The sequence below is a fragment of the Vogesella urethralis genome (assembly GCF_007644045.2).
In the GTDB taxonomy this organism is placed as follows: domain Bacteria; phylum Pseudomonadota; class Gammaproteobacteria; order Burkholderiales; family Chromobacteriaceae; genus Vogesella; species Vogesella urethralis.
This window is the reverse complement of sequence record NZ_VMDW02000005.1, coordinates 1-239: the sequence shown is the minus strand read 5'-3', so window position 1 is coordinate 239 and position 239 is coordinate 1. Positions and strand designations below refer to the sequence as shown.

Annotated in this window: 1 protein-coding gene; it reads left to right on the top strand. The window is 33.1% G+C overall.

Translation table 11 applies throughout. The annotated features are described in order from the left end of the window. Nucleotides 1-213 (top strand): hypothetical protein (locus FLQ03_RS00260; protein ID WP_206210806.1); only part of this gene is annotated, 213 nt, incomplete at its 5' end. Between the last annotated feature and the right edge of the window lie 26 nt (nucleotides 214-239).

Sequence of the window (239 nt, the reverse complement as noted above, 5' to 3'; positions counted from 1 at the left end):
CAAAAAGTGAAACTGGGAGAGAGATTGCTCATCATCGCTATTGATGGAATTTTACCGAGTTCACCGATGACCAAAGAAGAAGCCATGGAAGAATTGAGAGCAGATGTGAGAGAAGACATTTTAGCAAAAACGATTGCAGAACAACGTCAGAAAACAAAAATTATAATAGAACCAAGTTTTAATGCTGAACTTGAGAAGAATTTTAAGAAATAATTATAATAAAAATTATAGGAAATCTC